The organism is Stenotrophomonas maltophilia (assembly GCF_023518235.1).
Taxonomy (GTDB): Bacteria; Pseudomonadota; Gammaproteobacteria; order Xanthomonadales; family Xanthomonadaceae; genus Stenotrophomonas.
On record NZ_CP090423.1, the window covers coordinates 3,859,895 to 3,883,163 of the forward strand.

The 23,269-nt window shown below is 68.0% G+C and carries 24 protein-coding genes and 1 tRNA gene; 15 read left to right on the forward strand and 10 right to left on the reverse strand.

Annotation, left to right across the window (positions count from 1 at the left end):
* Window positions 1–25 precede the first annotated feature (25 nt).
* The 3 genes from LZ605_RS18000 to LZ605_RS18010 form a co-directional block, all read right to left on the reverse strand.
* Window positions 26–499, reverse strand: a complete 474-nt coding sequence (locus LZ605_RS18000; RefSeq protein WP_057497164.1) for a DUF494 family protein — start codon at window positions 497–499, stop codon at window positions 26–28.
* 43 nt (window positions 500–542) lie between these two features.
* Window positions 543–1,670, reverse strand: coding sequence for a DNA-processing protein DprA (gene dprA, locus LZ605_RS18005; RefSeq protein ID WP_249842741.1), 1,128 nt, complete (start codon window positions 1,668–1,670; stop codon window positions 543–545).
* A 105-nt stretch (window positions 1,671–1,775) separates the two neighbouring features.
* Entirely contained in the window at window positions 1,776–2,909 is a 1,134-nt protein-coding gene (locus tag LZ605_RS18010; protein ID WP_249842742.1) for a LysM peptidoglycan-binding domain-containing protein, read from the reverse strand.
* A gap of 127 nt (window positions 2,910–3,036) precedes the next feature.
* On the opposite strand from LZ605_RS18010, the gene def reads away from it, so the two are divergent.
* The 5 genes from def to LZ605_RS18035 all read left to right on the forward strand — a co-directional run bounded on the left by def (window position 3,037) and on the right by LZ605_RS18035 (window position 9,065).
* Window positions 3,037–3,549, forward strand: a complete 513-nt coding sequence (gene def / locus LZ605_RS18015) for a peptide deformylase (protein WP_107231889.1) — start codon at window positions 3,037–3,039, stop codon at window positions 3,547–3,549.
* A gap of 118 nt (window positions 3,550–3,667) precedes the next feature.
* Window positions 3,668–4,591 (forward strand): methionyl-tRNA formyltransferase, encoded by a 924-nt coding sequence (gene fmt, locus LZ605_RS18020; protein ID WP_249842743.1) that lies wholly within the window; start codon window positions 3,668–3,670, stop codon window positions 4,589–4,591.
* 3 nt (window positions 4,592–4,594) lie between these two features.
* Window positions 4,595–5,926, forward strand: coding sequence for a 16S rRNA (cytosine(967)-C(5))-methyltransferase RsmB (gene rsmB, locus LZ605_RS18025; protein WP_249842744.1), 1,332 nt, complete (start codon window positions 4,595–4,597; stop codon window positions 5,924–5,926).
* A gap of 22 nt (window positions 5,927–5,948) precedes the next feature.
* The gene (locus LZ605_RS18030) at window positions 5,949–7,658 is read left to right on the forward strand and encodes an ArnT family glycosyltransferase (RefSeq protein ID WP_249842745.1); all 1,710 of its coding nucleotides are present in this window, start codon (window positions 5,949–5,951) and stop codon (window positions 7,656–7,658) included.
* A gap of 141 nt (window positions 7,659–7,799) precedes the next feature.
* Window positions 7,800–9,065 carry an O-antigen ligase family protein gene (locus LZ605_RS18035; RefSeq protein WP_409461467.1) on the forward strand — a complete coding sequence of 422 codons (1,266 nt, stop codon included), beginning with the start codon at window positions 7,800–7,802 and terminating at the stop codon, window positions 9,063–9,065.
* Window positions 9,066–9,086: 21 nt separating this feature from the next.
* Here LZ605_RS18035 and LZ605_RS18040 read toward each other — a convergent pair whose 3' ends face one another.
* Entirely contained in the window at window positions 9,087–9,893 is an 807-nt protein-coding gene (locus tag LZ605_RS18040; RefSeq protein WP_249842746.1) for a glycosyltransferase family 2 protein, read from the reverse strand.
* On the opposite strand from LZ605_RS18040, the gene LZ605_RS18045 reads away from it, so the two are divergent.
* Entirely contained in the window at window positions 9,892–10,950 is a 1,059-nt protein-coding gene (locus tag LZ605_RS18045) for a CDP-glycerol glycerophosphotransferase family protein (RefSeq protein ID WP_249844945.1), read from the forward strand. The two genes, LZ605_RS18040 and LZ605_RS18045, sit on opposite strands and share 2 nt — an antisense overlap.
* Window positions 10,951–10,965: 15 nt before the next feature.
* Here the strand turns inward: LZ605_RS18045 and LZ605_RS18050 are convergent, their stop codons facing one another.
* The 4 genes from LZ605_RS18050 to LZ605_RS18065 form a co-directional block, all read right to left on the reverse strand.
* Entirely contained in the window at window positions 10,966–12,504 is a 1,539-nt protein-coding gene (locus tag LZ605_RS18050; RefSeq protein ID WP_249842747.1) for a PH domain-containing protein, read from the reverse strand.
* Window positions 12,501–13,001 (reverse strand): PH domain-containing protein, encoded by a 501-nt coding sequence (locus LZ605_RS18055; protein WP_249842748.1) that lies wholly within the window; start codon window positions 12,999–13,001, stop codon window positions 12,501–12,503. Before LZ605_RS18055 ends, LZ605_RS18050 begins: the two co-directional genes overlap by 4 nt.
* A 75-nt stretch (window positions 13,002–13,076) precedes the next feature.
* On the reverse strand, window positions 13,077–14,210 hold the full coding sequence (gene ribA, locus LZ605_RS18060; RefSeq protein WP_249842749.1) for a GTP cyclohydrolase II RibA: 1,134 nt from the start codon (window positions 14,208–14,210) through the stop codon (window positions 13,077–13,079).
* 87 nt (window positions 14,211–14,297) lie between these two features.
* Window positions 14,298–15,218 carry a lauroyl acyltransferase gene (locus LZ605_RS18065; protein WP_249842750.1) on the reverse strand — a complete coding sequence of 307 codons (921 nt, stop codon included), beginning with the start codon at window positions 15,216–15,218 and terminating at the stop codon, window positions 14,298–14,300.
* 63 nt (window positions 15,219–15,281) lie between these two features.
* On the opposite strand from LZ605_RS18065, the gene dtd reads away from it, so the two are divergent.
* From dtd to LZ605_RS18110, 9 genes are all read left to right on the forward strand, one after another.
* Window positions 15,282–15,722, forward strand: coding sequence for a D-aminoacyl-tRNA deacylase (gene dtd, locus LZ605_RS18070; RefSeq protein ID WP_249842751.1), 441 nt, complete (start codon window positions 15,282–15,284; stop codon window positions 15,720–15,722).
* A 92-nt stretch (window positions 15,723–15,814) separates the two neighbouring features.
* A complete protein-coding gene (rpoD, locus tag LZ605_RS18075) occupies window positions 15,815–17,668 on the forward strand; it encodes an RNA polymerase sigma factor RpoD (protein WP_249842752.1) in 1,854 nt (617 codons plus the stop codon).
* Window positions 17,669–18,166: 498 nt separating this feature from the next.
* Entirely contained in the window at window positions 18,167–18,397 is a 231-nt protein-coding gene (locus LZ605_RS18080) for a hypothetical protein (RefSeq protein ID WP_249842753.1), read from the forward strand.
* Window positions 18,398–18,441: 44 nt separating this feature from the next.
* Window positions 18,442–18,517, forward strand: a tRNA-Ile gene (locus tag LZ605_RS18085).
* Between the two features lie 72 nt (window positions 18,518–18,589).
* Window positions 18,590–19,039 (forward strand): GNAT family N-acetyltransferase, encoded by a 450-nt coding sequence (locus LZ605_RS18090; protein WP_249842754.1) that lies wholly within the window; start codon window positions 18,590–18,592, stop codon window positions 19,037–19,039.
* Between the two features lie 73 nt (window positions 19,040–19,112).
* A complete protein-coding gene (locus LZ605_RS18095; RefSeq protein ID WP_249842755.1) occupies window positions 19,113–19,532 on the forward strand; it encodes an H-NS family nucleoid-associated regulatory protein in 420 nt (139 codons plus the stop codon).
* 103 nt (window positions 19,533–19,635) lie between these two features.
* Entirely contained in the window at window positions 19,636–20,622 is a 987-nt protein-coding gene (locus LZ605_RS18100; protein WP_249842756.1) for a glycoside hydrolase family 43 protein, read from the forward strand.
* A gap of 58 nt (window positions 20,623–20,680) precedes the next feature.
* Window positions 20,681–21,106: a hypothetical protein gene (locus tag LZ605_RS18105; RefSeq protein ID WP_249842757.1), complete on the forward strand. Its 426-nt coding sequence runs from the start codon at window positions 20,681–20,683 to the stop codon at window positions 21,104–21,106.
* Window positions 21,106–21,792 carry a hypothetical protein gene (locus LZ605_RS18110; RefSeq protein WP_249842758.1) on the forward strand — a complete coding sequence of 229 codons (687 nt, stop codon included), beginning with the start codon at window positions 21,106–21,108 and terminating at the stop codon, window positions 21,790–21,792. Before LZ605_RS18105 ends, LZ605_RS18110 begins: the two co-directional genes overlap by 1 nt.
* A 24-nt stretch (window positions 21,793–21,816) precedes the next feature.
* On the opposite strand, the gene LZ605_RS18115 is transcribed toward LZ605_RS18110, so the two are convergent.
* Both LZ605_RS18115 and LZ605_RS18120 read right to left on the reverse strand, forming a co-directional pair.
* Complete coding sequence (locus LZ605_RS18115) at window positions 21,817–22,209, reverse strand: DoxX family protein (RefSeq protein ID WP_107231906.1); 393 nt, start codon at window positions 22,207–22,209, stop codon at window positions 21,817–21,819.
* A gap of 71 nt (window positions 22,210–22,280) precedes the next feature.
* Complete coding sequence (locus LZ605_RS18120; RefSeq protein ID WP_249842759.1) at window positions 22,281–22,922, reverse strand: glutathione S-transferase family protein; 642 nt, start codon at window positions 22,920–22,922, stop codon at window positions 22,281–22,283.
* Window positions 22,923–23,269 lie beyond the last annotated feature (347 nt).

Genomic DNA, 23,269 nt, shown 5'->3' on the forward strand with positions numbered 1-23,269 from the left:
ATGCGCTATGCCCCCAAGTGTACGGTCAGTGCAGGGGTTCTGGCTCGTCCATGAACATCTGCGTTTCCATCCAGGCGTAGGCTGCCTCGGAGCCGGGCTGGTTGAACAGCACCATCAGCACGACCCATTTCAGGTCGTCCAGGTCCAGTTCGTCCTGGTCCAGGGCCATCGCCCGGTCCAGCACCAGCTCGCGCTGGTCGGCGTCGAGGATGCCGTGCTGTTCCAGATACAGCAGGAAACCGCGGCATTCCACGTCCAGCTTGTCCAGCTCGGGGCCGTGGTAGACGCGCACAGGACCGTCGACCCGTGCCTGGGCCATGCTCGGTCGCTGCGCGGCCAGGGCGTCGAGCCAGTCGAACGCCTTGTTGATCTCGGTTGGGCTGAAACCGGCCTGGATCAGGCCGTTCTGGAGCGAATCGCGGTCACGGATCAGGTCCGCATCTTCGCTGAAATAGTGTTCAAACAGGTACAGCAGTACGTCCAGGATGCTCTCTTTCATTGCCCCTCGGCCTGCGTCGCGCGACGCTGTGGAGGTGAAGAAACTAGGGAGTTCGACAGTAGCGGCCGTGTACGCACACCACGATTCCCGCCAGTTCCATGGCCAGCAGCATGGAGGACACCTGTGGCGCCGTCAATCCACAGCGCGTGATCAGTGAATCCATACCGCTTGGGTTGTGGTCCAGGGCCCGCCACAAGCACTGGTAGTCAGGGTCGTTCGCCCAGCGCGCCGGCAGGAGCGCCGGCAGTGCCTGTTCAGTGGGGGTGGCCAGCCGCGATTGCAAGCCCGGCAGCTGCTGGCGCAGGGCGGGGGCCAGCAGCTCCAGTACGTCCTCGGGACGCTCGACCAGCGCCGCGCCCTCGCGGATCAGGCGGTGGCAGCCCGCCGCCCGCGGGTTGAGCACCGAGCCGGGCAGTGCGCAGACCTCGCGGCCGGCCTCGGCGGCCAGCCGTGCGGTGATCAGCGCGCCCGAGCGCTGTGCAGCTTCGACCACCACCGTGGCCAGTGCCAGCCCGGCCACCAGCCGGTTGCGCGCCGGGAAATGGCCGGGGCGCGCGGGCGTGCCGGGCAGGTACTCGCTGAGCACCACGCCGTCGGCGGCGATCCGCGCCTGCAGCCGTGCATGGCTGTCCGGATAGGCCCGGTCCGGGCCGGTGCCAATCACCGCCACGGTGCAGCCACCGGCGTCCAGTGTGGCCTGGTGGGCCGCGGCGTCGATGCCGGCCGCCAATCCACTGGTCACGGCCAGGCCGGCCTCGACGAAGCACCCGGCAAAGCGGGCCGCCAGCGCGCGGCCGCCCGGTGTTGGCGAGCGGCTGCCGACCAGGGCCACCGATGGGCGCCAGGCCAGGCTGGGGTCGCCGGCCGTGAACAGGGCCAGCGGTGGGTTGGGCACCTCCAGCAGCGACGGTGGGAAGGCGGGGTCGGTGCAGGCCAGCAGGTGATGGTGGTCGTCCTGCAGCCAGCGCAGCGTGCTTGCCCACGCCTTCGGCTCGGGGCGCTCCAGTGCCGCGCACTGCTCCGGCGTGCAGCCGTGTTCACGCCATCCGGCGACGCCGCGTGCGATGGCCGCCGTGGCGTCCTCGGCCCCTTGCAGCAGTGCCCGCCGTGGCGCCAATGCGCCGCCCGCCATCACCAGGCGCAGCAGCGCCTCATCCATCTGTCTGGTCATTGCCCCACTATCGGCCGGATGCAACGAAGGCGCCCTAGGGCGCCTTCGCGTGTGACCGTCAGGGTTTGCCGGAGACCGCCCCTGCAGAGCCGAGCTTGCTCGACGCTACTTCGCGTCCGGGTGCAGCGCGTTGTAGCCCACCCGCACCGGCTTCACGCCCTGCATCACCAGCGCGTAGCTGACGTTGTCGAAGGTGCGGAACACCATCGCGTGCGCGGCATACTCATCCGGCAGCGAGACGCGGCCGGCGCCGGTGCCCAGCGCGTCGTCCATGCGCGAGGAGGTCGGGTACTTCATGCGGTGCGCGACATGACGGCCCGGACGCCACAGCGAGAACACCGTTCCGTTGTCCACGCCCTGCGCGCGGCCTGCCGAGATCGCGATCACGTCGCGCGGGCCACCGGCGGTGAACATGTCGGTCACTGCCAGCACGCGCACATCCACGCCTTCGACCCCGGCTGCCGGTACGTGCGGCACGAACTGCAGGTCGTACGGGCGGGCCTCGATCGGCACCAGACGGTCGCCGGAACGCACTTCACGGCCGCCGACGTTCTTGTCCAGGACCAGAGTGGACGCTTCGACCTTGCCGCCGGCGATCTGGGTGATGGTGCCGGTAGCGACCTGGGCCAGCTCGTAGCCCAGCACGCCACGGCGCGCGTTGGGGGCGTTGTAGGCCTTCCACAGGTTGCCGCTGCCGGGGGTGACATCGCCATTGGCGGTCAGATCCTCGGTCGGCTTGGGCTGGGCGTAGCGCACAGTCGGGCGGACCACGGCCCAGCGCTGGCCGACCTGGGCATCGGCCAGGCGGACATAGACGGTATCGCCGCCGGAGACGCGCAGCCGGTTGTCTTCCAGGCCGACCACGTAGGGCAGCTGCTTGACACTGTCGACCACGCTCAGCTGCTTCAGGAACGGCTCGACCTGGGCCAGCGGAATGGCATCGATCGGGGCCTCCTGGCGCGGGCCGGGCTGCGCGGCCACGGTCACCCGGTCCAGATAGGCCAGGCTCAGCACGTCACCGGGATAGATAAGGTGCGGGTTGGCGATCTGCGGATTGGCCTGCCAGATCTCCGGCCACAGCCAGGGCTTCTGCAGGAAACGCGCGGCGATATCCCACAGCGTGTCCCCTTTTCGGACCACATAGGTGTCCGGGTGCCCGCCATTCACTTCCACGGCGGTAGCATAGGCAGCCACGGTCAGCATCGCCGCGGCGACGACCGTACGAAAACGAAGCAACATAGGTGTGAAGCCCTGATTCCCCAACAGGTTCGCGCACTATAGTCCAGAAACCGGGGCGCAAGGCAAGCGTTGGAGCTAGAATCTGCGACGTATGCCGGCGTGCCGGCCCTTATATCCGGAAACAGCCATGGCCCTTCTCCCCATTCTCGAGTTCCCCGATCCGCGCCTGCGTACCAAGGCCGCGTTGATCGACGCCGCCGAAGTCACCACGCCGGCCTTCCAGGAGCTGGTCGACAACATGTTCCAGACCATGTACGACGCCCCCGGCATCGGCCTGGCCGCCACCCAGGTGGACGTGCACAAGCGCTTCATGGTCATCGACGTCAGCGAAGAAAAGAATGAACCGCATGTGTTCATCAACCCGGAAATCATCGCCAAGGACGGGGGCCGGGTGTACCAGGAAGGCTGCCTGTCGGTGCCGGGCATCTTCGCCGACGTGACCCGTGCCGACACCATCACCGTGAAGTACCTGGACCGCAACGGCCAGCCGCAGCAGATCGAGGCCGGTGAAGTGCTGGCCACCTGCATCCAGCACGAGATGGACCACCTGGACGGCAAGCTGTTCATTGATTACCTGTCGCCGCTCAAGCGCGAAATGGTCCGCAAGAAGCTGGCCAAGCAGCGCAAGCACGTGGCGTGATCGCCCATCCGGGCCACCCGCCGGGTGGCCCGTGCCTGCGCACGGCGCAGGCTGCACGGCGCCGGCCGACGGCGCCGTTTTCTTTCCTGCACGAATCCATCCTGCAAGTGGGGTAGCCATGAGGATTGTCTTTGCCGGTACGCCGGAATTCGCGGTGTCGTCGCTGCGCGCCGCCGCGCGCCACCACGAGGTCGTGGCCGTCTACACCCAGCCGGACCGCCCGGCCGGCCGCGGCCGTGGCCTGGCGCCGTCGCCGGTCAAGCTGGAAGCGGTGGCCCGTGGCATTCCGGTCTACCAGCCCGAGTCGCTGAAGGACGGAGCCGCACAGCAGCAGCTGCGCGATCTGCAGCCGGACCTGATGGTGGTGGTGGCCTATGGCCTGATCCTGCCCAAGGCGGTGCTGGCCATCCCGCCCCATGGTTGCTGGAACGTGCACGCTTCGCTGCTGCCGCGCTGGCGCGGTGCCGCGCCGATCCAGCGCGCGATCCAGGCCGGTGACGAAACGACCGGTGTCTGCCTCATGCAGATGGAAGCCGGCCTGGATACCGGCGCGGTGCTGCTGCACCAGGAACTGCCGATTGCCGCGACCGATACCGGCGGCCAGCTGCACGACAGGCTGGCCGAGCTGGGCGCGCAGGTGCTGTCCGACGGGCTGGGCCTGCTGCGGGCCGGCATCAAGCCGATCGCGCGGCCGCAGCCGGAGCAGGGCGTGACCTACGCGCACAAGCTGGACAAGGCCGAAGCGAAGCTGGACTGGGCGCAGGACGCCGGGGCGCTGGCGCGTACCGTGCGCGCGTTCAACCCGTGGCCGATCGCCGAGGCCACGCTGGCCGGTGAGCGCGTGCGCATCCATGGTGCCGTGGCGCTGGACCTGGCCCACGGCCAGGCACCGGGCACGGTGCTGGCCGCCGGCCGCGAGGGCATCGACATTGCCTGCGGCCAGGGCGCGCTGCGCCTGCGCGTGCTGCAGCGTGAAGGCGGCAAGGCGATCACCGCCGCCGACTACCTCAACGCCCGCCGCGACCTGCGCGTGGGGGCATAAGCGGTGTCGAAGCAGAACGATTTCTCCATCGCCAAGGCCGCGCCGGGCGCAGCCACCCGCATGCTGGCCGCGCGCGTGCTGGCGCAGGTGTTCACCCGCGGCCGTTCGCTGAAGGCCGAACTGGCCTGGGCACTGCCGAAGCTGGCCGACAGCCGTGACCGTGCGCTGCTGGAAGCGCTGTGTTTTGCCGTGCTGCGCCGGCGCAGCACCTACGACGCGGCGTTGCAGTCGTGGATGCAGAAGCCGCTGTCGGCACGCGATGCCGACCTGCGCACGCTGCTGATGGTCGGGTTCGCCCAGCTGGACGTGCTGGAACTGCCGGCGCATGCGGCCCTGTCGGCGACTGTTGACGCCGCGCGCGCGCTGGGCCGCGAGCGCCAGGCCGGCCTGGTCAACGCGATCCTGCGCCGTGCGCAGCGCGAGGGGTTCCCCGAGCAGCCGGCCCGTGATGCGTTCCCTGACTGGCTGGCCGATGCCCTGGAGCGCGATTGGCCGGGCCAGGCTGAGGCGATCTTCGCCGCCAGCCTGCAACCGGCTCCGCTGTGGCTGCGTGCCAACCGCCAGCACGGTGGCCGCGACAAGGCCCTGGCGGTGCTGGCCGAGGCCGGTATCGCCGCCGAGCCCAGCCCGCTCAGCGCTGATGCGCTGCGCCTGGCGGCGCCCATCGCGGTGAACCAGCTGCCGGGCTTCGCCGACGGCGCGCTGTCGGTGCAGGACCTGTCGGCGCAATGTGCTGCCGACGCGTTGGCGCCGGCGCCCGGCGCCCGCGTGCTGGACGCCTGCGCGGCCCCCGGTGGCAAGTCGGCGCACCTGCTCGAACGTGACCCGACCCTGCAGCTGCTGGCCCTGGATATCGACGCCCGTCGCCTGGCGCGCGCCCGCGATACCTATGTGCGCACCGGCGTGGGCGAAGCTGCGCAGACCCGGGTGGCGGACGCAAGTGATCCCGGTGCCTGGTGGGATGGCACCCTGTTCGACGCCATCCTGCTGGACGCGCCGTGTTCGGCCACCGGCGTGATCCGCCGTCAGCCGGACGTCATGTTCCACCGCCGTGCCGAGGACATCGAGGCCCTGGTCGGTGTGCAGGCACGCCTGCTGGAAGCCTGCTGGTCGATGCTGCGCCCGGGCGGGGTGCTGCTGTACGCCACCTGTTCGATCCTGCGCGCCGAGAACGTCGATCAGGTGAGGGCGTTCCTGAAGTGGCATCCGGATGCGCAGGCGCAACCACTGGGCGACGCATTCGGCCTGGACTGCGACGGAATCGCACGCCAACGGCTGCCCGGTGACCACGATGCTGACGGATTCTTCTACGCACGTCTGCTAAAAACGGCCTGACTCCGCTGCCGTTGCGAGCCCCATGCTGAAAACCCGCGCGTCGCGCGAGACCTGGTTGTTGGCGGTGATGGCCCTGCTGGTGCTGGGGGCCGGGCTTGGCCTTCGCGATCCGTGGCCGTCGGACGAGCCACGCTTCGCGCTGGTGGCCAAGCAGATGATCGACAGCGGGCACTGGCTGTTCCCGCATCGTGGCACCGAGCTGTACTCGGACAAGCCACCGATGCTGATGTGGTGGCAGGCCACGCTGTACAGCCTGATCGGGCACTGGCGCGTGGCCTTCCTGCTGCCGTCGCTGCTGGCGGCGCTGGGCACGCTGTGGTGCGTGGTGGATCTGGGCCGCCGGCTGTGGACGCGGCGGGTGGGGCTGTATGCGGGCTGGGCCCTGCTGTTCGCGCTGCAGTTCACCTTCCAGGCGAAGAAGGCGCAGATCGACGCGCTGCTGCTGCTGTTCATCACCCTGGCCAACTACGGCCTGCTGCGCCATCTGCTGCTGGGCCCGGCCTGGCGCTGGTGGTGGCTGGGCTGGTTCTTCGCCGGTATCGGGGTGATCACCAAGGGCGTGGGCCTGCTGGCGCTGCTGATGCTGGTGCCGGCGGCGCTGGCCGCGGCGCTGCACTGGCCGCGGCTGCAGCTGCACGCACGCGACCCGCGTTTCTGGCTGGCACCGCTGGCCTTCGTGCTGGCCGTGGCGTTGTGGCTGGCGCCGATGCTGCTGGCGGCGTTGGCTACCGGCTCGGATGCCTACCGGGCCTACATCGACGACATCCTGTTCCAGCAGACGGCGCGGCGCTACACCCATTCCTGGGACCACCACCAGCCCGGCTGGTACTTCCTGGCGACGATGCCGCTGCTGTGGATTCCGCCGATCCTGGCCTTGCCCTGGGCGCTCCCGGCGTGGCGCCGGCGCCTGCGCCGCCGTGACCCGCGCTACCTGCTGCCGCTGGCCTGGTGGCTGCTGGTGGTGCTGTTCTTTTCCCTGCCCGACGGCAAGCGCGATGTGTACATCCTGCCGGCGCTGCCGATGTTCTGCCTGGCGCTGGCGCCGTTGTTGCCGGGCCTGCTGAAGCGGCGTGACGTGCAGGCCGTGGTGGGCGCGTTCACCGCACTGTTGGCGTTGGGCCTGGCAGTGGCCGGAGCCCTGGCACTGCTGGGGGACCCGGGCTACGAGCTGCGTCTGACGCACAGCCGCGGGCTGGCGCCGGGGGCGGTCGACGCGCTGGCGTGGGCGATTCTGGCCATGGGCCTGTGGGGTGGCTTGAGCCTGCTGGCCAGTGGCCGCCGGCGTCACCTGGCGCTGGTCTCGACCCTGGCCGGGATATGGACGGTGTACAGCCTGATCGGCTACCCGCTGCTGAACGATTCCAGTTCCGCCCATGGGCTGATGCGGACGGTGGGGGCCCGCATCGGCCCGGACGCGGAACTGGGGCTGGTGGCATGGAAGGAACAGAACCTGCTGCTGGCCGACCGCCCGGCGGCCACGTTCGGCTTCCAGACCCCCTGGTACGCGCAGCTGGCGGCCGCGACCCGCTGGCAGCGACTGGTGCCCGAACGTCGCTGGTTGCTGGTCAACGAGCACGCCCTGCTGTCCTGCGTCGACCGCAGCCGCGCGGAACTGGCCGGTGTGGCCAACCGCCGCCGCTGGTGGCTGGTGCCTGCGGCAGCGGTCAGCCTGCCGTGCGTGGCCACCCCGGCCGAACGGGAACGTGAACGGCGCTTGCAGGAACATGACTAGCGCCTACCATTTCGACTTGTCCAGTCTGCCCAAGCGCGGCCAAAGGCAGTAAAACAGCAGGCGGAAACGACCTCGGTGGCCGCTTCCGTTCATTCCGCAGATTGCAGCGATATCTCCGACGTGCCAGCTTCATCGGACAACCTGAATTCCAAGGGCGGCGATCTGCTGGGCATTCCCGTCGGTGGGCGCCAGGGCGCTGCGCACGGGCTGGCCCAACTGGGCCTGTTCTGCTTGCCGGCGCTGGTCCTGACCGTGCCGATCAACCTGCTGCCGTATGGCCTGCTGCTGCTGCTCAGTACCTTGCTGGCGCCGGAGCTGCTGTGGCGCGCGCGTGGCATGGCCGGGCAGCCGGTCAAGGTGCTGACCTGGCTGATGCTGGCCGTGCTGGTATTGGGGCTGGTATCGGTCCTGCTGTTCGAACAGGGCCTGCGTGACGTCGACAATCGCTCGCGCTTCGTGGTGATTCCGTGGATCGCCTTGTGGGTCTGCGCGTTGCGTCCCGACCTGCGTTGGCTCTGGTACGGCGCGCTGACCGGTCTGCTGGCCACCTTCGCCATGTCGCTGTGGCAGGTGCTCGGTGGTGCGCCGCGCGCCGAACTGTTCACCAATGCCATCGTGCTGGCCGACATCGTGATGGTGCTGATGGTGCTGCTGGTGTTCTGCCGCCCATCGCGGCGCTGGTCGCTGGTGATCGTGGGCATGGCGGCCGGCTGCGGCACCATCGTCCTGACCGGCAGCCGCGGGGTCTTCGCGGCGTTGCTGGCGCTGCTGGTGGTGTTGGCGCTGAGCCTGCGCTGGCGGACCGGTGCGGCGCGGCTGTCGGTGCTGGCGGGCATGCTGGCCATCGGTGCGACACTGCTGCTGTCGGTGCCGGAACTGCGCCACCAGGTACGCCTGAGCGAACTGCACAGCGATGTGCAGCGCATGGAGCAGGGCGACAGCGATTCGTCGGCCGGCGCGCGCGTGGAACGCCTGCAGGTGGCCTGGGACACCTTCGTTGACCACCCGCTGGTTGGGGTTGGCATCGGGCATTTCGACAACGCCATGCAGCGGGTACCGGTCTGCCGCGACAACCCGGCCGAGGCACGTTGCCACCTGGGGCATGCGCACAACGATATCGCCGAATGGGCGGCCACCCAGGGAGTTCCGGGCCTGGCACTGCTGCTGGCGGTCTACGGCATTCCGCTCTGGTTGTTCGTGCGCCTGCACCGGCGCAGTGGCCGGGCAACGTTCCGCGGTCCAGCGGCCGCCGGCGTGATGCTGGTGATCACCTACGCCCTGTGCGGCTTGACCCAGTCGATGTTCGCGCACCAGATGACGGCCAGTTTCTACGTCACCCTGGTCGGCCTGCTGACCGGCCTGTCGATCGTCGAAGGTGCGCGGCACCGGGCACGCCTCGGCGGTTGACCGCCACGCGACAGCCGACGATCAGGCGCCTGGCGGATCGGCCACCGCCTGGCCGTTGCCCAGCATCCACAGCATGATGGTCTTCTGCCGTACGTAGTTGGCGCGGACATAGGCATAGACCAGGCCATGCCAGCCGTCGCGGAAGCCGCCACGGAACAGGAAGCCGCGCCAGAACCGCCAGGCCGGCGCCAGCACCAGCTTGCCCAGGGTGGCGCGCTTGCCACGTGCGAATTCGTGCTCGGCCATCATCCGCGCGTACTTCTCGGTCTTGGCCAGCTGCTGCTGCAGCGAGCGGTAGGGATAGTGCAGCAGGTCGCCGCGCAGGGCGCCGACGCTGCCGTCGACGCTGGCCGCTTCGTGGATCTCGCGCTTGCCGCGCCAGCCGCCCTGGCGGCGGTCGAACAGGCGCAGCACCCGGTCCGGGTAGGCGTTGCCGTGGCGCAGGAACTTGCCGAAGTACTCGGAGAGGCGCGCGAAGCGGTAGCCGGCATGGCCTGCGAAGCCGCCGTCGCGGGCCTGTTCGATGGCCGTGCGCAGGTCCGGGCTGATGCGCTCATCGGCGTCCAGGCACAGCACCCAGTCGTGGCTGGCCTGCTCTACGCAGAACGCCTTCTGGCTGCGGAAGCCGTCGAACGGCCGCTGCAGCACGCGGGCACCGGCCGCTTCGGCGATGGACACGGTGGCGTCGGTGGACTGCGAGTCCACCACCACGATCTCATCGCAGAAGTCCAGCGAGGCCAGGCAGTCGCCGATGCGGCCGGCCTCGTTGAACGTGATAATGCACGCCGAGATGCGAGGCCGTTCGATGGGAGCGGTCGTGGAGGACATGATGGCCGGTTACCTGTTGTTTGCGACGGAGCGCTATGCGCTGCCTATTCTCGCCCCGTTGGCGCAGGCCTTGCACGCCTCCGGGCAGGAGCTGGCCGCCTGGTTCGAGGGCGGCGCGGCCGGCAGCAGCCTGCCCGGGGTGCCCAACATCGGCCTGAAGCAGGCCCTGGCGATGCGTCCGCGCGCGGTGTTCAGCGCCGCCAACTGGGTACCGACGTTCCTGTCCGGGGCCAAGGTGCAGCTGTTCCATGGCTTCAACGTGGAGAAGCGTGACAGTGCGCGTGGCCACTTCCGGGTGCGCGGCATGTTCGACCTGTACTGCACGCAGGGCCCGGCCACCACCGCACCGTTCCGCCAGATCGCCGATCAGCAGGGCCACTTCGCGGTGGTCGAGACCGGCTGGCCGAAACTGGATCCCCTGTTCCGCGATGATGGCGGCGAGAGCGCCGCGCTGCGCGCGCCCGCGGCCGATCGCCCGGTGGTCCTGTTCGGCTCGACCTTCACCGAACGCCTCAGTGCGGCTCCGCACCTGCATGCACCGATCGCCGCCGACATCGCCGCTGGCGAGCGCTACTGGCTGCTGACCCTGCACCCGAAGTGCCCGCCACAGCTGTTCGAGCAGTACCGCGCGCTGGCCGGTGCCAATGCGCGCTTCATCGAGCCCGAGCAGGTGATGGCCGCCCAGCGTGCGGCCGACGTGCTGGTGTCGGATACCTCGTCGATCGTTTCGGAGTTCATCGTCCAGCACAAGCCGGTGGTGACCTTCCGCAACCGCGTGCCGAAGCCGCACATGATCGACTTCGATGACCCGGCGCAGCTGGCGGCGATGCTGCAGCGCGCGCTGCACCCGGACGCGGCGCTGAAGGCGGAGATCGTGCGTTATGCCGATGCCATCCATCCCTACCGTGATGGCCTGTCCAGCGAACGGGTGATCGCGGCGACCGAGGATTTCCTGTCCGGTGAAATGGGCGTGTTGCGCCGCAAGCCGTTCGGCAGCTGGGTTCGCGACCTGCAGATCCGCAGGGATCTGGGCTACTGGGGACCGTCGCAGCGGTGAACGGGTAGTGCCGCCTCACCAGCGCAGCTTGCGCCGTGCCAGCGCGCTGGCCAGCTGATCCATCACCTGCTGCGCCTGTGCCTGCGGCAGGTAGGACAGGGTCAATGCCACATCACCGTGTGCACCGGCGGTGTCCAGCTGCAGGCTGCTGGTGCCCAGCAGCCTGTCCAGCGGCGAGCGTTGCAGCCGCAGGCCCTGCACCTTGTCCAGCTCGGCCCAGCGCCACCAGCGGTTCCACCAGCCGCCACGCACCGCCACGTAGTGCGCATCCAGGTACCAGCCGATGCGCTCCATCTGCTGGCGCGCCACCCACAATGCCACCGGCAGCCAGGCCAGAACGATCAGGCCCCAGCCACCCCAGCGCCAGTAGCCGGCCGCCGCCAGCGCTGGAACCAGCACCAGCGCACCCACGCACAGCCGCCACCGGCCGCGCTGCGGCACCGCCTGCCAGTACGCGGGCGGCCAGTGCAGGTGCGGCAGCAGCTGCTGCACCAACTGCTCGCAACGCGACGCCGGAGCCAGCGGCGCCAGCTCGCGCAGGGCACGATCTTCCTCGCGCGATGGGCCACCGGCGGCGCTGTCGATACGCAGCTGACGCAGCCCGAACCATCGATGCAGGGTGCCCTCACGCAGCGTCCAGGCCTGGATGCGGCGACGCGCCACGCTGCTGCGGGTGCGGCTGAGCAGGCCGGCCGACACGGTCAGGCGACCGGCCTGCTCGGCGAGGATGAAGCCGTGATAGCGCAACAGGGTCAGCACCACTGACAGCGCGCGCAGCACCAGCCAGCCCAGCAGCAGCGCACCGGCCAGCAGCGCGAAGGCACCGGCCACGCCGGGGTGCAGATGACTGGCATAGCCAAACGCCTCGCGGCCGCCGCGCTGCAGGGCATCGTCCATCAGCGAACGCGGCACGATCTGGAACAGCACGCCGATGGCGGCCACCACCAGAGTCCAGCCGCGGTTGGAGAGCAGCCCCATGCGCACCACCTCCCAGCTCGACAGGCGCAGCAGTACCTGCCCGTCGCCTGCATCGGCGGTGTCGGTGGTGGCGTGGGTATCGGCGGCCTGTGGCGCGTGCCCGCGCTGGCGCACCAGACGCTCCAGCGCCAGCGCCTGGTCCAGCTTCAGGACCCGCATTTCCGCTTCCGGGCGGGCGCCGCCGGCCGACTCCAGGCGCAGTTCGGCCACGCCGAACAGGCGATGCAGCGGGTTCTGCCGCACCTCCACATTGTGGATGCGGGCGAACGGAATCTCGCGACGATTGCGCGCAAGCAATCCGCTGCGCACGGTGATCGCATCGCTGCCGATGCGGTAGCGATAGCTCAGGTACTGCAGCACCGACACCAGCACCAGCACGGCGATCGCGGACAGTGGAACCAGCTGTGCCCACATCGGATCGCGGTCACCGCGCTGGCCGAACACCAGCAGCGCAACCAGCGGCAGGAAGTAGTGGCGCAGCTGCATCAACAGCACGAACAGCCACGACCACGGGTGCAGGCGATGGTCCTCGCCACCGGCGGGCAGCGATGCGGGCAGGGGCGGCGGCAGGCTCACAGGGCGTCGGCGTCCTGGTCCAGCTGGTGCGCCAGGGTGTCACGCAGGCGTTCGGCGTCGGCTTCGTCCAGGCCGCTGACGGTGACCGCGCTCATGCGCGTGCCGGCGGTGTGCACGATCAGGGTGGCCAGGCCGGCGCGGCGTTCCAGCGGACCGCGGCGCAGGTCCAGGTGCTGCACGCGCGAAACGGGAATGCGCGTTTCCAGCTGCCACATCAGGTCGCGACGCAGGCCCAGGCCCTGTGCATCCAGCCGCCAGCGGGTGCGGGTGAGGCGCCGATGGCCCAGCCAGGCGCCGAACAGCAGCCCCGCCAGCAGTCCCGCCGATGCAGCCCAGAAGCCGCCGGGAAGATCGAAGAACCACCAGGCCGCCGCCAGTGGCAGGCCCGGCACGAACAGGCCACCGAAGGCGCCTTCAAATGCGGCCAGACGCGCCGCGCGCGGGGGCAGCGACTGCCAGGCGGCGGTGGGCGGGGTGGCAGGAACGACGTCGGTCACGCAGGCTCCGTCAGGCGGCAGGGCGGGCGATGGCGGCCGTGGCCGCACCGCGCAGACGGTAGCAGGTCGGCTGCGTTACTGCGCAGCCTGGATCAGTGCATCCACATCCAGCAGGTGGCCGGCACGGTCGGCCTTGGTGCGCAGATAGTGCTCGTTCTCGGTGGTGATCTCGCCAGTGACCGGAATGCAGTCCAGCACCTCGATGCCGGCATTGCGCAGGCGCTGCGCCTTGGTCGGGTTGTTGCTGAGCAGGGCCACGCGGGTGACGCCCAGGCCGCGCAGCATCGCCACCGCGCTGCCATAGCGGCGCTCGTCGGCACCGAAGCCCAGCTGCGCATCGGCGTCGATGGTGTCCAGGCCGTCGTGCTGGTAGCCATAGGCGCGCATCTTGGCGGCAATGCCGGTGCCACGGCCTTCCTGGTCCAGGTACAGCAGCACGCCGCCGCCCAGCTCCTTCAGCTTGCGCAGGCCTCGCCGCAGCTGGTCGCCGCAGTCGCACTTGAGTGAACCGAACAGGTCGCCGGTCAGGCACGAGGAGTGCACGCGCACCGGCACCACCGCCGACAGGTCCGGCTCGCCGACGATGATCGCCACCTGGTCGCGCTGCGCCACGCCGCCGCGGAACACCGCGAAGGTGGTCATGCCGACGTCGCGCAGCGGCACTGGCGAACGCGCCACCAGTTCGTAGTCGTGGGCCGCGTGTGCCGCACCCTCGGCCAGGTCGCACAGGGCTACTTCAGCGGCACCGTCGAAGGTGCTGTCGCCGGATTCCAGGCGTACCGCGACCATCGCCGGCAGCAGCAGGCCCAGGCGCGCCAGTTCCACCGCACCGGCATCGAAGGCATCACCGGCGCTCCAGTCAGCCGGCATCGGCCCCGGCTCGCGCAGATAACCCAGCGAGGGCAGCGCATCAAAGGCGATGCCGGCCAGCGGCAGGCGCGCGCCCTGCGCTGCCTCCACGCCGAGCACGCGGGCGCGGGTGGCGGTCAGGAACAGGTAGTGGCGCTCGCGCGCTGCATTGGCAAAGGTGGCAAAGCTGCTGGCGGTGGCACTGTCCAGTGCGATGACCGCCAGGCGCTGGCCCTGGCCATCGTGGAGCAGCACCGGGCGGCCGGCGCGCAGTTCGGCCACCGCGCGTTCGCAGCGGATCGCGGCGGGGTCGCCGAACAGGGAAGAAGCAGGCATGGCAGGACCGGGGGAGGCGGACATCGCAGTCTCTATGGGGGCGCCGGCGTCGTATTCAACACGGTGCGGCTGCCGGTCGCAGGGGCCGGTCGGGCCTCGGTGCGGCGGCCGTCAGTGCGGATGTTCCTCGGTGGCGTAAGGGTCGTCCTCGCCGCTGCCCGGTGGCCGCAGCGTATAGCGCTTGTAGGTCCACTGGTACTGCGTCGGGTCGCGCCGGGCGATGCGCTCGATGCCGGCATTGAGCGCGGTGGCGGCCACCTGCGGGTCCGGATCGGCCACCGCCGGCTCGGTTGGTTCGATGTGCAGGGCAAATTCCATGTCCGGCCCGATGCGCTCGCACCAGCCATACAGCACGGTGGCGCCGGTGCGCTCGGCCAGGCGGTTGACCAGGGTCATGGTCAGCGCCTGCACGCCGAAGAACGGCACGAACACGCCGTCGCCGGCCTTGGGCTGCTGGTCGGGCAGGATGCCGGTGGCACCGCCCTCCTTGAGCACCTTGAACAACTGGCGCACGGCCGGGCCTTCGGCGCGCACCTGCTGCACATTCTGGCCGCCGCGCACCAGCTGCAGGAAGGCATCGGTGGCCTCGTCCTCCGGCGGCTTGTAGACGATGGCGATCTGCCCACGCGAGGCCAGCCACTGGTTCAGCAGCTCCCAGTTGCCGAAGTGCGGGGCGGCCACGATCACGCCCTTGCCGCTGGCCAGCGCCGCGTCGTACAGGGCTTCGCCGTGGCGCTGCTTCAGGTGCAGGCGCAGGTTGTCGGCCGGCCTCTGGCTCCACAGGCGCAGGGTCTCGATGGCCTGCAGGGCGGTCGAACGCAGCAGTTCGCGGTGCAGGCGGTCGCGCGCGGCAGCGTCCAGTTCCGGGTAGGCCAGTTCCAGGTTGCGGCGGGTGACGCGGCTCTCACGGGCGTTGAGATTGATCCACGCCCACGCCAGGGCGCGCGCGACGCCCCGCAGCAGCGGCCAGGGCAGGCGGGCGAACAGGGTGGTGGCGCGGTAGACCAGCCGGGCTTTGCGTTGCGGATTCATTGGCGCCAGTTTAGCCAAGGGCGCTGTTATCGTGGCCGGCCGTGTTCATTGGAAGCCCCCCGCATGCTCGTCCTGATCCAGCGCGTCAGCCAGGCCGCCGTCCACGTCGAGGGCGAAGCGGTGGGGCAGATCGGCCCCGGGCTGCTGGCGCTGGTCGGCATGGAGCCGGGCGACAGCGAGGCCCAGCTGCAGCGCATGGCCGAGCGCCTGCTGGGCTACCGCGTGTTCGCCGACGAGGCCGGGAAGATGAACCGGTCGCTGCGCGACACCGGCGGCGGCCTACTGCTGATCAGCCAGTTCACCCTGGCCGCCGACACCCGTTCGGGCATGCGGCCCAGTTTCACCACGGCCGCACCGCCGGACGAGGCTGAACGCGGGTTCAACCGATTTGTCGGGATCTGCCGTGAAAATCACGCCCCAGGGGTGGAAACGGGCCGATTTGGTGCCCATATGGTCGTCAGCCTGGTCAATGACGGTCCTGTGACCTTCCTTCTCAGGCCCTGAAGCCGCCGGGACCACCGCCCGGCAGGCGGGGCCCCGGGCTGGTATAATGCTACGTTCCCTATTTCCTACCCAGCCGGTGGCGCGAGCACTACATGGCCAACGAACGTCCTGCCCAATCCGAAATCAAGCAACTGATCAGCAAGGGCCTGGAACAGGGCTACCTGACCTACGCCGAAGTCAATGACCATCTGCCGGACGACATGGTCGACCCGGAACAGATCGAAGACATTATCGGCATGATCAACGGCATGGGCATTGATGTCCATGAAGTTGCGCCGGATGTGGAGACCCTGCTTCTCAACGACGGCAACACCGGTAACCGCGAAGTCGATGACACTGCGGCCGAAGAAGCCGCCGCCGCGCTGAGCGCGCTCGACACCGAAGGTGGCCGTACCACCGACCCGGTGCGCATGTACATGCGCGAAATGGGCACCGTCGAGCTGCTGACCCGCGAAGGCGAAATCGCCATTGCCAAGCGCATCGAGGAAGGCCTTTCGCAGGTGCAGGCCGCACTGGGCCAGTTCCCGGTCTCGGTCGAGTCGCTGCTGAACGACTACGAAGCCCACAAGGAAGGCAAGAAGCGCCTGGCCGAAGTGATCGTCGGCTTCAACGACCTGGCCGACGAAGAGCCGGCGCCGCCGGCGGCCGCTGCCGATGACAGCAGCGATGCCGACGCCGAAGGCGACGAGGACGAGGACGATGATGTCGACGGTGGCGAGGAAGAAGCCGCACCGACCGGTCCGGATCCGGAGGAAGTCGCCGCGCGCATGCAGGCGCTGAGCGATGCCTTCAACGCCTTCAAGAAGGCCGCCACCAAGGGCGACAAGAAGAACCTGCCGCGCCTGCGCGAAGAAATGTCGGCGGTGTTCGTCACCCTGAAGCTGCCGCTGCCGCTGACCGACGTGCTGACCAAGCAGCTGCGCGACACCATGGCCGACATCAAGGCCCATGAGCGCCGCGTGCTGAACCTGGCCACCGTCACCGCACGTATGCCGCGCAAGGACTTCATCCGTTCCTGGGAAGGCAACCAGACCAACCTGGAGTGGGTGGAAGACGCACTGAAGCGCAAGCAGAAGTGGTCCTCGGCGCTGCGCGAAGTGAAGGACCAGATCATCGCCGAACAGCAGGCGACGATCGATATCGAGACGCTGACCCAGCTGGACCTGGAAGAGCTGAAGGAAATCAGCCGTGCCATGGCCTACGGTGAAGCCAAGGCGCGCAAGGCCAAGAAGGAAATGGTGGAGGCCAACCTGCGCCTGGTGATCTCGATCGCCAAGAAGTACACCAACCGTGGCCTGCAGTTCCTCGACCTGATCCAGGAAGGCAACATCGGCCTGATGAAGGCCGTGGACAAGTTCGAATACCGCCGCGGTTACAAGTTCTCGACCTACGCCACCTGGTGGATCCGCCAGGCGATCACCCGCTCGATCGCCGACCAGGCACGCACCATCCGTATTCCGGTGCACATGATCGAGACGATCAACAAGTTGAACCGCATTTCCCGCCAGATGCTCCAGCAGTACGGCCGCGAGGCCACGCCGGAGGAGCTGGCCAAGGAAATGGACATGCCGGAAGACAAGATCCGCAAGGTGATGAAGATCGCCAAGGAGCCGATCTCGATGGAAACCCCGATCGGCGACGACGAGGATTCCCATCTGGGCGACTTCATCGAGGACACCAACGTGGAGTCCCCGATCGAGAACACCACCAACATCAACTTGTCTGAAACCGTGCGCGACGTGCTGGCCGGCCTCACCCCGAGGGAAGCCAAGGTGCTGCGCATGCGCTTCGGCATCGACATGAACACCGACCACACGCTGGAAGAAGTCGGCAAGCAGTTCGACGTGACCCGCGAGCGCATCCGCCAGATCGAAGCGAAGGCCCTGCGCAAGCTGCGTCACCCGAGCCGCTCGGAGCAGCTGCGCAGCTTCCTGGATATCGACTGATTTCCGGGTTGCGCTGATGTGTTGAGAAAAACCCCGCTTCGGCGGGGTTTTTTCTTGTCTGGATTCGTATTGGTTACGTAACACTATTCTGGCGGGCTCCAATCGCGTCGTGGATAAAATTCCCTATAAACAGAGGCTTGCGCTTTCACGTGGACGTGTGAGGCGCGTTGTTTGACGAGCATTACGTAACACTATTCGTCCCACAACTCCCCGCTTGGTAGCGCCAGGCCCAGTCCGCTGCGCCTACCCGGTGTCGCATCTGCCGTTTGAATTCTCCCTGCGACAGCTGCACGCTGGCTCGGCGGTTGCTCAACACACCTCGTAGGCGGATCGGACACCCGGTACCGATGCAGACGCGCAACACGCCACACCACTCCTGGGGCGGGCTGTTGCTTTGATCACCCCTGCATCTGGAGTACAACGATGAATGATGTTGAGCCCGTTGCCTCGGATTGAGGCTTTCCCGATTTCCCGCCGCTGCTGGACTGGAATGATGTGATGCGGGACGAGCTGGAGGATCGCTGGGACTTTGCCCGGTGCGCCACGTTCGCGTTGCTGACGCAGTCTGGTGCGGGACTGTTTGAGGGGGGAGAGAATCGGTCGGGGTTGGAGGGAGCGAAAAGCGACGTAGCCTGGTTCCGTAAGGATCTGCTGCAGATGCAGGTGTACGCAGAGGCTGCTGAAGCTCGGTTGCGGCAGGTCTCGAAGGGGCTTGCCGTTGATGACTGAGTAGCGAGGGAAGGGGGGGCTCCACTACACTGTGGCGCTGCACAGGGCCTATAGCTCAACGGTTAGAGCAGGGGACTCATAATCCCTTGGTTTCAGGTTCGAATCCTGATGGGCCCACCAGTGCCGCCATCGCCCGCCACACCGCGCTCACACCCGCAGCGCCACGCTCAGGCCTCTGCACGGAGGCTCCCCATGGCACCCACCATCCGCATCGCGGCGTCTTCCGACCTCCCCCAGGTCGCTGCACTCTTCAACGACTACCGGCAGTTCTACCAACAGCCCGCCGATCTTGAACTGGCCACCAGCTTCATGCGTGAGCGGTTGCAGAGCGGTGATTCACTGGTGCTTGTAATCGAAGCCGAAGACCACGGAATCGTCGGCTTTACCCAGCTGTACCCACTGTTCGATTCCGTAAGTGCACAGCGCAGTTTCATTCTTTATGACCTGTACATCGCGAAATCGGCGCGCCGCCAGGGCCTGGCCCGCGCCCTGATGATCGCAGCGACAGACGAAGCACGCCGGCGTGGTGCCGGCCGGTTGGAACTGCAGACCGGCCGCAGCAATCTGCCTGCCCAGCGGCTCTATGAAGGCCTGGGTTGGCAGCGCGACGACGCATTCTTCGTCTACGCAATTCACCCGTAAGGAGCGCCGGGCGCCTGGCGTCTGCGGCAAAGCCAGCTTGACAGTCCGCCCGCCAACATGGACCTTCCCCTCCATGACTATCGATATCGAATCGCTCAGCCTGCGCGAGCTGGGCGCCCTGGTGGTGGCTGCCGAACAGCGCAAGGCCCTGATCACCACCCGTCGCCCGGCTGCAGCGGTGCGCCGCCTGTTGAAGGCCGCCGCGGCCGAAGCCGGTTACACCATCGAAGAACTCTTTGGCGAAGGCGCTGCCGAAGACGCCGCACCCGCGCGCAGACCCGCCCGTCGTAAATCCGGCAAAGTCGCCCCCAAGTACCGCGATCCGGAATACAAGCGTCTGACCTGGAGTGGCCGCGGGCGCATGCCGCGCTGGCTGGCGGCCAAGGTATCCAAGGGCCACAAGGTCACCGATTTCCTGATTCCCGGTCTGGCCAGGCCGACGGCGGGCAAGACCAGCACCATCGGCAAGCGCACCGTCATCAAGAAAGCTTGAGGCCTGCATCCCACTGCGCATGCGACGCGGGGCTGCCTGCCTTCGCACCCGCACCTGAATCGATCTAAGATGCGCCTATCGATCCAGCACGGGAGCGCACGGCATGGCGTTGGGTACGTGGATGATGGCCGCCTGCATGGCGGCGGCAGGGGCAACGTGTGCGCAGGCCGCGCCGGCAGTCACCTCGGGTAATCCGATCCTGCCGGGCTGGTATGCCGACCCGGAAGCAGCGGTATTCGGAAACCGCTATTGGATATTCCCGACCACTTCGACGGACTACGACGCGCAGACCACCTTCGATGCGTTTTCTTCGCCCGATCTGCTGCACTGGACCAAGCATGCCGACGTACTGAACGCCAGGGCGGTACCGTGGGCCAGGCGCGCGATGTGGGCGCCTTCGGTGGTGGAGAACAAGGGAAAGTACTACTTCTTCTTCGCCGCCAACGATATCCAGAACGATGGCGAGCTCGGCGGCATCGGCGTGGCCGTGGCCGATCACCCGCAAGGGCCGTACAAGGACCTGCTCGGCAAGCCGCTGGTGGGCGCGTTCCACAACGGCGCACAGCCCATCGACCAGTTTGTCTTCCGCGATGACGACGGCGCCTGGTACATGATCTACGGCGGCTGGAAGCACGCCAACATCGTGCGCCTGAAGGACGATTTCAGCGGTGTGCTGCCGCTGGCCGATGGCACGCTGTTCAAGGAGATCACGCCCGCACCGGAGTACGTCGAGGGCCCGCTGATGTTCAAGCGCGGTGGGCACTACTACTTCATGTGGTCCGAAGGCGGTTGGGGTGGGCCGGATTACTCGGTGGCCTACGCCATCGCCGATGCACCCACCGGGCCCTTCAAGCGCATCGGCAAGGTGTTGCAGCAGGACCCTGCCATCGCCACCAGTGCCGGCCACAACTCGGTGATCCAGGTGCCGGGCAGTGACCGCTGGTACATCGTCTACCATCGCCGGCCGCTGGGAGACCGCGCGCGCGACCATCGGCAGACCGCCATCGAACGCCTGCAGTTCGATGCGCAGGGGCACATCCTGCCGGTGAAGATCACCCGCGAGGGGGTATCGGCCGATCCGCTGCGCTGAGCCGGAACGGCGCCAACCGCGCTACCCTGCGCGGGTCCTCAGCGCAGGGAGTCACCAGATGGCAGACAACGGCAACATGACGATCACACCCAGGGCCTTGTATATCGCAGGCGCCGTGGGTGTGCTGATCAGCGTACTGGCGTGGTCGGTGGAATGGAGCGGGCTGGCCTATGTCTGCCCGTACTGCCGCGTGCAGCGCACGGTCATCGGCGTGCTGGGCGTGCTGCTGCTGTTCGCGCGGCCTGGCCGCATCGTGGTGCCGTGGCTTGCCTACACGTGCGGCGGTTTCGCCTTCGTGGTGGCAGCGATGCAGCACTTCAACGGCTGGAAGCGCATTTCTGCCGGGGAATTCAGCCTCAATGCGCAGTGGTACATCGACCCGTGGCTGCTGTCCGGCTGCGCAATGCTGATCCTGGTGGCGCAGCTGATGCTGGTGCAGGTGGCCTGCCAACGCCCGCTGCATTCCCGGATGGAGGTCCGCTGATGCGCAGTTCCTGCCTGTGGTTGGTTTTCTTCCTCCTCCCCAGTGTGGCGGTCGCTGCGTCCGACGACGCTGTTTCGCCCAGGCGCCCGTCAGTGGAAACCCTGCAGCGCCTGATCGTGGACAAGGCGCCGCAGACACGCGTGGAAGCGCCGGACAGCGAGCGCATCACCGCGCGCCGCATCGATATCGTCGACGAGCAGGGCGTGATCCGCATGACGTTGTCCGGCAAGACGCCGGCGCCGATCATCGACGGCATCCAGTACAAGCGCGCCTTCAACGTGGCCGGCATGGTGCTGTACGACGACAAGGGCAGCGAGCGCGGTGGCTTCGGCACCGCCGATGTCGACGGTGGCATGGCGGTGCTGGCGCTGGATCATCCGGCCATGGATGCGATCGGGTGGCGGGTGTCACCCGGCGGGCAGGTGAGCTTTTCGATCAACCAGGCGCCGAAGCTGATCCGCGAGCCGGCGCTCGACAACAAGCTGATTCCCGGCGTGCAGGCACCGACCCGTATCGGCCTGGTGGTCGGCGCCGATGGCACGCCGGCCATTGCGCTGAACGACAAGGCCGACCGCACCCGCCTGCGCCTGACGGTCACCGCCGAAGGCTATGGCGCGATCGAATTCCTTGATGCGCAGGGCAAGGTGATCCACACCTTGGCACCGGAGGCCGAGCTGCGTCGCTGATACGGTGGCAGGGCCGGTTGGCGCCTAGCCGCGCCGGCCGCGCCCGTCGATGCTGTAGCGCCCGGCGCCGGTGCACGCCAGCAACAGGAAGCCACCGGCCAGGCCCAGGTTCTTCAGGAACATGATCTGCTGGGTCGCATCGCCGAGGTTGTGGTGGAAGACGAACGCGGTGACCAGGCTGAAGCCGGCCAGCACGATGGCGACCAGCCGGGTCTGGAAGCCGAACAGGATGCACAGGCCGCTGCCGATCTCGAAGATGATGGTCGGCCACAGCAGGATGCCGGGCACGCCCATGGTTTCCATATACCCCTGGGTGCCGGCCAGATTGCCGAGCTTGCCCAGCCCGGAGACCAGGAACAGCGCCATCAGCAGCAGGCGGGCAAGCAGGTAGGCAAGCGAGTGCGATGAGTGGCTCACGGGAGGTCCTTGCGGATGGCCGACGAACGCGATCGGAGCCCACCGGCGGTGAAGTCTGTGTGTAGGTGAAGCTACGCATTCTGGAACACGGCCAGCTGCGCGGCGAACGCACGCTGGTAGGCGGGGCGCTGCGTTGCGCGCGCCACATACGCGGCCAACGCAGGGTACTCATCGACGATGCCGCTGCTTTTCAGCCGCAGCAGCACCGAGACCATCATCAGGTCGCCAGCGCTGAACCTTCCGTCAAGCCAGGTGGCAGCGCCCAGCGCCGCCGACAGCTGCGACAGCCGCGTGCGCACCCGCTCATCGAGCATCGGCAAGCGCTGCGCATACCAGGGCTGCTCACGCTCCAGCACCCAGGCCATCGAGCGCTCGACGATCGGCGGCTCCACGGTGTTCAAGGCGGCGAACAGCCACATGATCGCGCGCAGGCGGGCGTCCGGATCGGCCGGAAGCAGACCGGGATGCTGCTCGGCCAGGTGCAGGACGATCGCGCCGGACTCGAACAGCACCTGCTCGCCCTCCTGCCAGGTGGGAATCTGGCCGAACGGATTGCGGGCCAGATGGGCGGGCTGCTTCATCTGCGCAAAGCTGAGCAGCTGCACGTCGTAGGCAATGCCCAGTTCCTCCAGCGCCCAGCGCACGCGCATGTCACGGGCCAGACCCTGGCCGCGGTCGGGGGAGGTGGCAAAGGCAGTGAGTGTCGGGGACATCGGTGTGCTCCTGCAGACGGAAGGGCCTGCCCTTGTTGTTCCGACGCGTGACGGTGTCGGGAATCGACAGTGACCACAGTGACCACAGTGACCTGCACCTCGCCTGCACGCGTTCTGCACGCAGGCGCTGTCGCCCATCCCGCAGTCTGCCGGGGTCATCCACAGAGGCAGGCAGGAAAGCCATGAATACCCCCGGAAAACCGAAGCCCAGCTGGCGCCAGAGAAATGTGCTGATGGGAGCACTCGCTGCCGTGCTGGTGATCGTGCTGATCATTCTCTTCGTGCCTTGGTGACCACGTGAGGTCGCTTTGATGTGAGCCGCACGCGGCTGTGGCGTGAAGCAGTCA

Bases quoted from the DNA above. Each gene is read 5' to 3' on its own strand.
- LZ605_RS18065 (WP_249842750.1), bottom strand. From the start codon at position 15,218: ATGAATCCGCAACGCAAAGCCCGGCTGGTCTACCGCGCCACCACCCTG.
- ribA (WP_249842749.1), bottom strand. From the start codon at position 14,210: ATGTCCGCCTCCCCCGGTCCTGCCATGCCTGCTTCTTCCCTGTTCGGC.
- dtd (WP_249842751.1), top strand. From the start codon at position 15,282: ATGCTCGTCCTGATCCAGCGCGTCAGCCAGGCCGCCGTCCACGTCGAG.
- LZ605_RS18120 (WP_249842759.1), bottom strand. From the start codon at position 22,922: ATGTCCCCGACACTCACTGCCTTTGCCACCTCCCCCGACCGCGGCCAG.
- LZ605_RS18105 (WP_249842757.1), top strand. From the start codon at position 20,681: ATGGCAGACAACGGCAACATGACGATCACACCCAGGGCCTTGTATATC.
- LZ605_RS18090 (WP_249842754.1), top strand. From the start codon at position 18,590: ATGGCACCCACCATCCGCATCGCGGCGTCTTCCGACCTCCCCCAGGTC.
- def (WP_107231889.1), top strand. From the start codon at position 3,037: ATGGCCCTTCTCCCCATTCTCGAGTTCCCCGATCCGCGCCTGCGTACC.
- LZ605_RS18110 (WP_249842758.1), top strand. From the start codon at position 21,106: ATGCGCAGTTCCTGCCTGTGGTTGGTTTTCTTCCTCCTCCCCAGTGTG.
- LZ605_RS18095 (WP_249842755.1), top strand. From the start codon at position 19,113: ATGACTATCGATATCGAATCGCTCAGCCTGCGCGAGCTGGGCGCCCTG.
- LZ605_RS18000 (WP_057497164.1), bottom strand. From the start codon at position 499: ATGAAAGAGAGCATCCTGGACGTACTGCTGTACCTGTTTGAACACTAT.
- LZ605_RS18010 (WP_249842742.1), bottom strand. From the start codon at position 2,909: ATGTTGCTTCGTTTTCGTACGGTCGTCGCCGCGGCGATGCTGACCGTG.
- LZ605_RS18030 (WP_249842745.1), top strand. From the start codon at position 5,949: ATGCTGAAAACCCGCGCGTCGCGCGAGACCTGGTTGTTGGCGGTGATG.
- LZ605_RS18100 (WP_249842756.1), top strand. From the start codon at position 19,636: ATGGCGTTGGGTACGTGGATGATGGCCGCCTGCATGGCGGCGGCAGGG.
- LZ605_RS18040 (WP_249842746.1), bottom strand. From the start codon at position 9,893: ATGTCCTCCACGACCGCTCCCATCGAACGGCCTCGCATCTCGGCGTGC.
- dprA (WP_249842741.1), bottom strand. From the start codon at position 1,670: ATGACCAGACAGATGGATGAGGCGCTGCTGCGCCTGGTGATGGCGGGC.
- LZ605_RS18045 (WP_249844945.1), top strand. From the start codon at position 9,892: ATGATGGCCGGTTACCTGTTGTTTGCGACGGAGCGCTATGCGCTGCCT.
- LZ605_RS18080 (WP_249842753.1), top strand. From the start codon at position 18,167: ATGCGGGACGAGCTGGAGGATCGCTGGGACTTTGCCCGGTGCGCCACG.
- rpoD (WP_249842752.1), top strand. From the start codon at position 15,815: ATGGCCAACGAACGTCCTGCCCAATCCGAAATCAAGCAACTGATCAGC.
- fmt (WP_249842743.1), top strand. From the start codon at position 3,668: ATGAGGATTGTCTTTGCCGGTACGCCGGAATTCGCGGTGTCGTCGCTG.